Annotated in this window: 8 protein-coding genes and 1 pseudogene; 3 read left to right on the forward strand and 6 right to left on the reverse strand. The window is 40.9% G+C overall.

Going from position 1 to position 11,729, the window contains the following annotated elements; genetic code table 11:
* Window positions 1–12: 12 nt before the first annotated feature.
* Both Q0541_RS23005 and Q0541_RS23010 read left to right on the forward strand, forming a co-directional pair.
* On the forward strand, window positions 13–1,134 hold the full coding sequence (locus tag Q0541_RS23005; protein WP_298915905.1) for a glycosyltransferase: 1,122 nt from the start codon (window positions 13–15) through the stop codon (window positions 1,132–1,134).
* A gap of 121 nt (window positions 1,135–1,255) precedes the next feature.
* Window positions 1,256–2,905, forward strand: a complete 1,650-nt coding sequence (locus Q0541_RS23010; RefSeq protein ID WP_298915908.1) for a GMC family oxidoreductase — start codon at window positions 1,256–1,258, stop codon at window positions 2,903–2,905.
* A gap of 60 nt (window positions 2,906–2,965) precedes the next feature.
* Here the strand turns inward: Q0541_RS23010 and Q0541_RS23015 are convergent, their stop codons facing one another.
* Entirely contained in the window at window positions 2,966–3,151 is a 186-nt protein-coding gene (locus Q0541_RS23015; RefSeq protein ID WP_298915911.1) for a hypothetical protein, read from the reverse strand.
* A 151-nt stretch (window positions 3,152–3,302) separates the two neighbouring features.
* Here Q0541_RS23015 and Q0541_RS23020 point away from each other — a divergent pair, with 151 nt between their 5' ends.
* The gene (locus Q0541_RS23020; protein WP_298915916.1) at window positions 3,303–3,677 is read left to right on the forward strand and encodes a hypothetical protein; all 375 of its coding nucleotides are present in this window, start codon (window positions 3,303–3,305) and stop codon (window positions 3,675–3,677) included.
* Window positions 3,678–4,183: 506 nt separating this feature from the next.
* On the opposite strand, the gene Q0541_RS23025 is transcribed toward Q0541_RS23020, so the two are convergent.
* The 5 genes and pseudogenes from Q0541_RS23025 to Q0541_RS23045 all read right to left on the reverse strand — a co-directional run bounded on the left by Q0541_RS23025 (window position 4,184) and on the right by Q0541_RS23045 (window position 11,247).
* The gene (locus Q0541_RS23025; RefSeq protein WP_298915918.1) at window positions 4,184–5,368 is read right to left on the reverse strand and encodes a sugar MFS transporter; all 1,185 of its coding nucleotides are present in this window, start codon (window positions 5,366–5,368) and stop codon (window positions 4,184–4,186) included.
* Window positions 5,369–6,101: 733 nt separating this feature from the next.
* Window positions 6,102–7,112, reverse strand: coding sequence for an SDR family oxidoreductase (locus tag Q0541_RS23030; RefSeq protein WP_298915920.1), 1,011 nt, complete (start codon window positions 7,110–7,112; stop codon window positions 6,102–6,104).
* A 373-nt stretch (window positions 7,113–7,485) separates the two neighbouring features.
* A pseudogene (locus Q0541_RS23035) lies at window positions 7,486–7,740 on the reverse strand (NAD(P)/FAD-dependent oxidoreductase); the annotation flags it as partial.
* Between the two features lie 19 nt (window positions 7,741–7,759).
* Window positions 7,760–9,544, reverse strand: a complete 1,785-nt coding sequence (locus Q0541_RS23040; protein WP_298915923.1) for a P-loop NTPase fold protein — start codon at window positions 9,542–9,544, stop codon at window positions 7,760–7,762.
* A gap of 431 nt (window positions 9,545–9,975) precedes the next feature.
* Window positions 9,976–11,247, reverse strand: coding sequence for a carbamoylphosphate synthase large subunit (locus tag Q0541_RS23045; RefSeq protein ID WP_298915926.1), 1,272 nt, complete (start codon window positions 11,245–11,247; stop codon window positions 9,976–9,978).
* Between the last annotated feature and the right edge of the window lie 482 nt (window positions 11,248–11,729).

An 11,729-nucleotide genomic window follows, 5' to 3' on the forward strand; every position in this document is an offset into this window, starting at 1 on the left:
CTGATATAAATTATGAAAGCAATTATTGTAATGCCACTAGCCGAGCAACGAGGCGGTGGTGAAATGATGCTTTGGGATTTAGTGCAACAAGGACGTAATGCTGGTGTCGAGTGGCTAGTAATATTTTTAGAAGACGGCCCGATGGTAGAAGAAGTAAAGTCCCTCGGTATTGATGCGCGAGTTGTAGAAAGTGGACGTTTACGCCAAATCCACCGTTTTATTGGCGCTGTTTTGCGGATAGCTGCGATCGCCCGCCGCGAACGTGCAGATATAATTGTCAATTGGATGTGGATTACGCATATATCTGGAGGTTTGGCAGCAATACTGGCGGGGTTGCCTGCTGTGTGGTATCAACTAGAAGTGCCTAGTGACAAGACTTGGTTGGTGCGAATCGCTACTTTAATCCCAGCCCAGGCAATTATCACCCTCTCCCAAGATGGCAAGCAAGCACAGGCAGAAATTTGGCCCCACAGACCAACACCCTTGGTTTATCCTGGTGTCGCATTAGACCGATTTGAGCCTGATGCTTTGCCTTCTCCTGAAGAAGCACGGCGGAAGCTAGGCTTACCTTTAAACGGGCCGTTGATTGGAATTGTTGGCCGATTGCAACGATGGAAAGGAATGCACGTATTGGTGCAAGCAATGCCCAAAATTTTACAGAAGTATCCTGATGCCCATTGTGTAGTAATTGGCGGTAAGCACGATTTAGAACCAGATTATGAGGACTTTTTAAAAGCAGAAATTGCCGCCTTGGACTTGAAAGAGCAAGTAATTATGGCTGGGCTACAGCGTAATATCCCGGAGTGGGTGCAGGCGATGGATGTATTTGTTCATGCATCAGATAAAGAGCCGTTTGGAATTGTGATTATTGAGGCGATGGCGCTGGGTAAACCTGTGATTGCTGGCAATGCAGGCGGCCCGACAGAGATTATTACCGATGGGATGAATGGACTATTAACACCTTATGGCGATGCGGAGAAATTAGCGATCGCAATTCTCCGCTATCTTGACGAGCAAGAATTTGCCCAGAGTGCGGGAATAGCTGCCAGGCAACGCGCCCTCGATTTCTCAACGCAGAATTATGCCCAAAACTTTATTAGTGCAATTCGTTCTGCGATACCGAGTGTTTCATAGGCTGAATGAAACAGTAAACTTATTGCAAAAGTCAATTTTATGAAAATGAAACCACAGATTTACATCATATATGTGCATCTGTGGTTAAAAATAATAAATCAGATTAAAAGGAATTAAATTAATGTTGATTGATAGCCAAAAATTGCCAATAAATGAAGTTATAAATACCGAAGTTTGTATAGTTGGCGCTGGCCCAGCCGGAATTACACTGGCACGAGAACTAATTGGGCAAGACTTTCGCGTTTGCTTACTAGAAAGCGGTGATCTGGAATTTAATCAAGAGACTGCATCTCTTGGTCAGGGTGAAACTGTTGGAGATCCTTTTCCACCACTGCAAGATATGCGTCATCGTCAATTTGGTGGACTAGCTAATGTCTGGAATATTGAAATCAATAAAAATCAACTTGGTCTGAGACATGTACCATTAGACGAAATAGATTTTGAAAAACGAGATTGGGTTCCATACAGTGGCTGGCCTTTTAGTAAATCTCACCTGAATCCATTTTATGAGCGTGCTCAAGCAGTCTGTAAACTCGGTTCTTTTGCTTATGAAGCTGAGGCTTGGGAAAATGCTCAATCTCCTCGGACACATTTCACAAGTGACCGAGTTACTACCAGTATGTTTCAGTTTGGTCCCCGTGATATTTTCACCAATGAATATCGCCACCAAATCAATCAATCTCTTAATATCAGCACATTCCTGAACGCCAACGTGGTAGAAATTGAGGCAGATGAAACAGCCCAAACAGTGAAACGCGTACAAGTAGCTTGTTTATCAGGTAAGAAATTTTGGGTTACTGCAAAAATCTTTATTTTAGCCACAGGTGGTATTGAAAATGCACGTTTACTTTTGCTATCGAACCGGATTCACAAGAATGGATTGGGGAATCAAAACGATTTAGTGGGTAGGTTCTTTATGGATCATCCTTTTATCCATTGTGGTATGCTTGTTCCGCAAAATCGCAAAATCTTCAATTCGATGGCTTTGTATGACTTACGCCGGGTGAATAATGTCACAGTGATGGGAAAATTTGCCCTGACGCAAGAAATTATGCACCGCGAAAAATTACTAAATATGACCGCGTTGTTATATCCTAGAGATGAAAAATTTAGATCAGCAGCAAAGGCTTCTGCGAGAATTTTGTTCTCTTCAGTTCGGCACAAGCAGTTACCTAAGAATGTTCTTCAACATTTGCAAAATGTGATTACAAACCTTGATGAGCTTGTCGCTGATTGGTATAAGTATAATGTCAAAAAAGAATATTTGTTCCCTGATTTGAGTCATGGTGGATGGTCTGACCATGAAAGTAATGAACAGAAATATACAAAGTTTGAAGTTCTCAGCCAAACTGAACAAACCCCAAATCCAGATAATCGGGTGACACTTAGTACTCAAGTAGATAAGCTTGGTTGTCCTCAAGCAAAATTAATTAATCATTGGGGCGAAATAGATATTTGCAGTGTAAAGCGATCGCAGCTAATATTTGCACAAGAGTTTGCTAGTGCAGGTCTGGGTGAGTTACAGATTGAATTAGATGGAGATCGTCCAGTTGCTTCGCTGAGTACCCATCACAATATGGGAACAACGCGTATGCATCATGACCCAAAACAGGGAGTAGTAGATGCAAATTGTCAAGTTCACGGCATCTCTAATTTATTCATCGCAGGTAGCTCTGTTTTCCCTACAGGAGGCTATGCTAATCCGACGCTCACCATTGTTGCTTTGGCAATTCGATTGGCAGACCATGTGAAAGCACAATTGTGTCACTAAGTACAACTTTGCATAAAATCGTCACGGTTTTAAACGTAGTGATCGCCTGAGCGCACATCACTACATTACAGTACCTGCACCGATGCCAAGCCTTTTTCTACTACCTCCAGCCAGCAAAAAATGACTTTTTACTGGTCTATTGCTGGATTTGAAGATAAAAATTGATTTTTCTTTCACCAAAAGTCCTTCAACCCCAGTTGAAGGACTTTTGGTAGGATACTTGCTGTCAAGGTTTGTTTCGCTCATTTCGTACATTGCGTTCATTTTGAATAAGAGCTATTATGAGGTGAATGATAATTGCAATCCATATTTTCGTATGGACTCAGAATGGATTAGAAACGTTTTAAAAAATCGTCCTGATCTTACGCTTGAGAAGCTTACCAGAACTAAAAATCTGATGAATAGCCATGTCCGAGATTGTCTCGTTACAGGTTATGAAGCACTGATCGCAGGTTTACAACTTCTAGATCCAGATGATCGCCATGTCCTCGCAGCAGCGATTCGTTGTAATGCAAGTATTATAGTCACTTTTAACCTTAAAGATTTTCCGGCTCAAGCTCTTTCACTATATGGTATTGAGTCCCAGCATCCAGATGATTTCATTCTGCATCTGATTGACCTTAACCCAACAGAAATTTGCAAAGTGGTAAAGAGGCACAGAAGTAGTCTTAAGAATCCCCCTAAGACATCTGAAGAGTACTTGGAATCGCTTTTAAGGCAGGGACTACCACAATCAGTTACTGCTCTACAAGATTTTTGCTATGACATTTAATAGAAATCTACTGAGATTATGAGAAATAAAGTATTTTAAAATACTATTGTTATCTTACTTTTTCAAAAGAGCGTAATTAGCCCCAGATGGACAAAATTTGTGTGAAGCACTGGCTAGATGAACCTCTTGTAAAAATATTGCCAAAAAATCTACAAGGATTTCTCTTAAACCCTTGTAAAAACTTGATTGCAAATTTTCGGACAGGTCTATTTATCCTTCTTTTTTGAATGCTTGATCTGCCGCCCTACCGATCGCCCTGGCAGAAGTGAAGCACGAGTCCAAAAACGCCGCCTAAAAGCTTACCTCTTAATGAAAAAACCTCGGCATCAATAGGAGCAAGCAATTGTAAACTGTTTAACCACAAGTGTTTCAGCTTTTATTAGTGCCATTCAGTGCGAAAACACCCTACTACGTCACGGCGGAAATAGAGCAACCATTTAAAAACCTTAAAAAGCCCATTCCGTAATACTTTTGACTTTTGAATGCGTGACTTCCGCCTTGCGGTACTAGCCTCTTACCGAATGTTGCACCAGCCAGCAATGTAAGCCCACCATTAAGAGCGCCAATGGCAGCATCAACATTGGGATGATTTCTAAATTTGCCCAACTTGCAATCCAGCCTGCTCCAGTGGGTATAATCGCTGCCCCCAAACTGGCGGCACTAGTGGCGATGCTAACAGCCGCAGGAACATGGGCGTCTGGCAATCGTTGAGGGATTAACCAAATGGTCGCAGGAAAGATGGCTGCCAACCCAAAGCCAATTAACGGTAAGCTAATCCATTGATCTGGCAGTTGCCACCAAGCAAGCAATCCAATGATCACCAGACTGAGCGACATACTGATTGTGCGGACTGCCCCAAGCCACTGCAAGAAATAACCTAAGATGAAACGTCCCAATGTTAATCCCAGCCAGTAGGCACTAACGCTATAACCAGCAATCAGCGTGGGAGTGTGACGAGCGACGGACTGCACAGTGTATGCCCAGTTGCCGATGCAGGCTTCAGTGCCAACATAAACCAGCAAAAGTAGCCCAGTTAGTAGTACTATCGGAGTTTGGAGCGCTTTGCCCAGATTTTCTAACGCAGTTGTATTCGATGGCAATACCCGTAGTGTCATTGGTGTGTAGTTGAAGATGATTACGCCCAGCACGCTCACAATTAATAGGCTGACAATCCCGGCTAATACCCCATAAACCTGTCGCCAGTTCATGCCAATTGCTAACAAAGTAGTAGCGATCGCCGGACCTAAGAGTGCGCCAATACCATAGAAAGCATGGAGCAAACCAATCAAACTGGCACTGCGGGAATCTTGCACAATGTAAGTGTTAATACCTGCATCAATCAACCCAATGCCCAATCCCAACCCCGATCCAGCGGCAACCATGAGAAACCAGAAGGGTGAGATGGCATAGATCATCAGTGCCATCGTCAGCGCACCCGCAGCAATCAACAGCATTCGGGCTAATCCCAGCCGACTACTCACAAGACTGCTGGTGAATGCTGCCAGAATGTAGCCGCTAATTTGACTGACAAACAGCAGGGTGACGGTTGCTGGAGTCAGGTTATAGGTAGACAGAATCGAGGGCAGAAGAACTCCTAATCCGGCTTCAGCGATACCAATGGCAATAAAGGCATAGAAGGCGATCGCCTCCCCAATCCATACAGGCGGTAGGGTGCGTTGATAGTCTCTCATTGGCTGGAATACTCCTGGATCAGACAATTTGACTGCTGAGATTTACTCAATTAATCATCCTCAAAAATAACTTTATACTCATCTCCCTGTAGTGATGCACTGATACAACCTAAATTATTTTATTGGTGTTCACTACGAATTTAGCTATATTAATTCGTTATTAGTTGATGTAAAAATTAACCTATAGCAATCCTAAATGAGTTTTGAAAATCTCCAATTCCTCTCTCTGCGCTACGGGCAGTTTGCTCAAGTCGGGAAACCCGCCCATGCAACTCCTCTCCTCTGCGCCTCTGCGGTTAATTTATTTTTACAAATGATTTAGGACTGCTATATCAAACTGACAAGGTAAACGCATCTAAATACAGAAGTAGTCTTAAGAATCCCCCTAGTATTAGAGAGGATGAGAAAATTATCCAAACACATTTTTGTATCTTGATCTGTCGATTGACTAAATTAAAAACTGCCCAGAGTATTGCTTGATTCAATTTGAGAAAAAATAGCGTAGGCGTTCGCGTAGCGTCTCGTAGAGAAGCCCGCCGTACCCCCTACGGGGAAGCAAGCTACGCGTAGCGTCTCCAAGAGTTGGCATCGCCTGAATCAATAGTTATCTATTTTTCTGCCCTAAACTATTAGGAACCATCTCAAAACCTGATCACTACGTTGCCAAAAAGTATACAAGGATTTGAGACAAATCCTTGTAAAAACTGGATTACAAATTTTCGGGCAGGTCTATTTATGCTTCCTTTTTGAATACTTGAACTGCTAGAAACGCTAATGCTAATGTACCAGCGATCGCACCCCACTGGAGAAGCGGATTTTTTTCTAGCCAGTCGGAAACGCTAGGTACAACTAAGTTACCATAATCCCCGTTAACTCTGTCGTCTTCGGCAACAGGTTGGTAAAAATTATTTGGTGCATCTTCAGACTTCGGTTCAGAAGTACGCTGTAAATTTAAGCCGACGAGCACTAAGAGTGAATCTACTAATGATGGTGAGAGGCGCTGTACCACATCTAATATTTTCGCTACATCCCCAACCAAGTAGTCACGAGTTGGATGTTCGGCTACATAGAGGATAGCATCAGCTACAAGTTTAGGGTCGTAGTAAGGTGGTATCCCGGTAGGTTTTACGCCTAATTTCGTCAAACCATTGTTCCAGAAGGGGGTGTTGATCACCGCTGGCTTCACACTCGTGACGCTGATCGGCCATTTTTCATATTGCAACTCAACGCGCATAGCTTCGATAAAGCCCTCAACCCCGTGCTTGGCTGTCGAGTAAGCACTTTGGTAGGGGAGCGCTCGCCTACCTTCCATTGAAGAGACGTGGATCAGTGCCCCCCGTCCCTCACGCTTCAGATGGGGTAGGGCCGCCATTGCACCATACACCTGTCCCATGAGATCGACATCAATCACATGCTTAAACTCTTCCGGTGTTGTGTTGTCAACAGTGGCAAAGATGCCGATCGCGGCGACATGTACCCATGTATCGAGTCGCCCGTATACTTCCACAGTTTTATCTGCGATCGCCTTAACTTGCTCAAATACTTCCACATCAGCTACGCAATAAGTTGCCTCGCCGCCAAAGCTGCGAATCTCTTCCACTAAAGACTTTAGCTTCGACTCACCGCGAGCGGAGACTACTACTTTTGCCCCCCGTCTAGCAAACTCAAGAGCTGTGACACGTCCGATCCCACTGGAGGCTCCAACGACGGAAACAACTTGCTGATTGATTGGCTTTAATTGCATAAGTGTTACTTCTTAAAATAAATTAGGGATTGGGAATTGGCTTCGACAGCGTTAAAGACTTTAGCTTCACTAGGTAATTCAGTCGCTATCTTAGTATCAGTTGCTATTAAAAATATTTCTTAATAACTCTACTATACATATATATGTTAATTATTATTAAGGTTGCAGTTCTCTGTCTATTGGGGAATCTGAAAGCGTCACAGGAAGTATCTGTAAGTATTTATCTAGACTTTTGATATTTTCGACTAAGAAGCATCAGGAACTTACCCGACAAAGTTTAGAAAATCTCATCTGTAGCCGTTTACCTACTTCAGACTCAACTTTCAAATGACGCAATCTCCTGATGCTATTTACTTTTTTTACAAACAGCCCCTTAGCCTGATTCACTCCTCAAGACAGATGCGAAAGCAGATTTAATTGAACCTCCCGCTTCCTTGATTTTCTGGGCGATGGGTTGCTCACTATGCAAAAACACACGCGCACAGTTGCGTCCCGGCAAACCGGAAATTGAACCACCCGGATGAGTTCCAGCACCAGTAAGATACAAGTTATCAATTGGTGTTCTGTAGTTAGCTAATTCCGGCAAGGGACGGAAGCAAAGCATTCGTTCTAAGGTCATATCAATATAAATAATTGCAGATTTTATATTATTTATAGCTGGTATCACTTTTGACTTGGAGTCTGGTAGTCAATTCTTCCAGTTCTTTGAGGTGTTGTGCGTTCACAAGCCATTCTTCTTCACAATTAGATTTATCTCCACCATATTGACTTTGTTGCTCTTTTAATGTTGCAATATGATGATTAACTATTGCTAATGCTTTACCTTGAGTAATTGCTTTTTTTAGCAACTCAAACCGTGAGGTTTCGTCAACCTGACGCAACAGCCGTAATATAAAACGACTGATGATAACTTCATCTCCAAAATCCAGAATGCCATTAGATTCATCATCTTGACATAATGAGAGTTGCTCGCTTACATCAAACAAAGCTTCCACAACTGAGGGAATATAATTTACAGGAATTTCCTGTTCAGTGGAATTTTCTAGCTGTTCTATAAATACTCTAGCTTGTGTTGTACCGCCTGGAAGTTTTTGTTTAGCAAGTTCTATCAAATGATTTCTAAATTTGTCTTTATCTCCAACCAAACCAAGGATAATTTTTCTCTGGATATTAGATAATTCCCCTGCTGATAACGACAAACGAAAGTAAATAGGAAATATTTCTAAACTACACACACGTAGTTGTTCGCGCCATTCCAACTCATATTTTTCATCTAAATAGGTATTACCCAAAATGAATTTTAACTTCGGAAAAAGGTACATGAGCAGATTTTTAATGGGCTGCTTGTCCTCATCTGGCAGTTGAGCAATCCAGGTATTCAGAAGACTGTTGAGTTCGTCTATTGAAGGGTTTGCCTCTCCTACAAAAATATGAGGATTTTGATGGATTATATTATATATCTTTGGACTAAAGACTCGCAAAGACTCAATAGCAATGTAATCTACTGGGTTTACTTCATCTTTTACTGCTGGATACGTTACTGTTAAAGTGTTAATAAAACGAACAATATTGCGGATGCTAGTAATAAAGTGATCTATTCCTTGAAAGTAAATATCACCCCAGCGAGTTTGGTTAATTTTTGGTTTTGGAGTTTCAGCAAATATATTATCAAGCTTTGCAAAAAGCAGCCTGCGAAGTGAGGTTTTATCAGGAATAGGTAACTCAAAACTAACTTGAATAAACTTTTCTAAGTATGTTTCACCTGATATTTCTTTGATATCGGCAATTGTTTTCCTGACAATTTCTTCTTTGTCAAAAACTATCAAATAGACAACATTAGTAAAATTCCGCATTGCTTTGAAAATACGAAATAACTGCTTGATATCTTCAGCAGCCAACCGATCAATATCGTCAATTGTTACGACTATTCGCCGCTGCTGCTGTACTAGCGTGTCTTCTACTTCTTCTTTTAATTGGGCAGCTTCCTTGTCCTTCTCGTCCAATAATGCTGCTAATGCTTTGCCAGTTTGAGCATAAGGTAGAGGAATGTCTGAAATAATGGCAGCAAAATCAGCTAGTCTCTCTTTCAAACCTTTCGACACAGATGACTCTTGGCTTAAAACGTTTTGCAATTGCTCGAAAAAGCGTCTTGTGATATTTTCGTGTCCAGACAATAACCAAGGATTAAAAGGAACGATTATTGGTTGCTCCTCGTCTGGTTTTTGCTGAAGATAGTGAACTACAAAGTTTAATAATGTGGATTTGCCAGAGTTCCAAGAACCATAAACTGCAATAACGAAACCTTCAGGAAAAGGCATTTTGCAAATGCTGTCTGCTAGATACTTGGCAAAGTTCGCATGTCCTAGCAGGTCTTTTTCTGGATCAACTAAAGAGCTATCTACCGATATATCGTTGATTTCCGTCTGTGCCATAAAAAATTTTGATTACTTAATACTGCGATCGCAAATAGACCGTGCTATAGGGGCACAACAATGCTCTGCCCTTACGAAAGATGTGGTTTTTAAACTTCTCCATATTTGGCATTTCTTGTCAATGCGTAAGTCCTACAGAAGTAAAACAGGCTTTATACCTATCTTTGAGACGAATCGTTGTGTACTTCACCTTCCTTGAAATCTGCTGTATCTATTTAAACTATCATTTCTTGAGGTTTTATAAACTTAATTACAGGCGTGAAGTCTAGGTGGTAAATGCTTTAGGGTATCTTCTAAAAACCAAATTATAATAAATTTAAATTTAAAATTTATATTAGTTGTGTCAAACAAAAATAATCTATTTCTGTGAAATACCTATAAGCTTAAAAAATAAGTTTTTTCCAATCGTCAATATCCTCTAAAACGTCCAATTAATTGAGCCATTGTAATCCTTTATTGTGTAATTTATATTCGATATACTGCATTTCTTCGATAGTTTCTCCAGTAATTATCGCATAAATTTCGGTGTAGATTTTTCCGTATTTGACCTTCTCTAAAGCCGACAGAATAATCAAGTCTTTGCGATCTAGTTCTGGTTTTAAGGTCACTAAAATTGAATCCAACGTTCCTTCCATGCGGTAGTCACTAGAATATTTAGCTACTTCCTTTCCTAGCCCCAGTAAGGTATGGCGCTGCAAGCACAACGGAGTTGATCCATTGACTCGGAAATTGGCATCGATCGCATAAAATTGTCCGTCTTGATCTTCTAACACATCGAAGCCAATCACGCCGAAATAACCTTGTTTGTGAGCATACTGACCAATGGCGGCAATCATCTCAAAGAACTTGCTCATGTCAGTGTTGCAGTAGTCAATCAGTCCCCCTAAATAATTGCCTTCTGGAGTGACGAGTTGCCTGGTAGTGCCGATCAGGGTTATCTCTCCCGCCTTGTTGACATAGAACTGTACGCAGTAATTCTGCACCTCATTCTTGACGAACTCCGAGACAATAATTTTATCGAGCAACTTAATATTGAGATATTTCCTGATTTCTTCAAGGCAGTAGTTCAAATCGCTGAGGCTTTTGATGATATAAGTGCCTTCTCCTGAGAGTCCATGGGACGTTTTAATTAAATAGGGAAATTGTGGTAACTGAATATCTTCCAAATTACAGGTGTGCAGATTGTAGCTCTCATATTTTGGACATTGCACCCCCAATTCGGCTAATGTTACTTTGCTGAGTAAACGGTAATGGGTATCTGAATCAATAGCGTGTTTTTCTCTTTTGAGGTGATCAAAGGGAAATAGAGTGATGAGTTTGTCAAAGCGTTCGCTGTGACTGAGGTCATCCAGATAAGTCAAGCGATCCATCATGTCAATATTGGAGTAGCTGAAGCCGAAATGCTCTTGCCAGTATTCAAGCAGGGACTTTGGCGGCGGAATAATCACAATTGGTGGAATGCGATCGCCTAACACAGCCAGAATTTTCCAAGGTTCCTTTTGGCAAATCTTGTCAAAGGATGTTTTAGTGGCTTCACTACTGCCATCTTGAATAAAATATTTTTTATGGTTGGGATAAACAGCCCAACTGGCAGTTGCAGGATAATTTAGGATAAACCCATAAGATGCATCTGTGATATCTTGAGCAAACAGATCAGAAAGAGAACTCCCTTGAAAGTATTGAAAGTTATATTTTGAATTCATTTAGCCCTCCTTTGAAACTGCATCTCCTTGTGGATGCTGTTGTTGATATAACTAGTGTAATTGGAGTTTGGCTTGGTGTGACCACAGCAATTCGGATAATTTACCCACACCGATTAGCTTATAACAACAAATAGGGTGATAAATTTATTTACTAATTGCAGTTAAGGCTTAGACAAACTCTGGCGAAATGAATCTATGTGCTGATTGCTTTTGCTCAATAAGCCGTTTAAATTGTTTTATTTTACTAGCTTTAATACTTAAAACATTACCATAGTTTTTTGGGTAAAACTAACACTTGATAATTTCCTTTTTAGCTATCTCTATATATTCTATTTTGCTCTTTTATATTTTAATTAACTCTATCAAACGAAATAAAATTAGTTTGTTTATTGTCCTATAATAACGTTACTCATAAATTATTGTTCATATATATAGCAATCCTAAATGAGTTGTGAAAAATCACAGTTGTTGATAAAGTGAAT

It is taken from the genome of uncultured Nostoc sp., from assembly GCF_937863485.1.
GTDB lineage: Bacteria > Cyanobacteriota > Cyanobacteriia > Cyanobacteriales > Nostocaceae > Nostoc.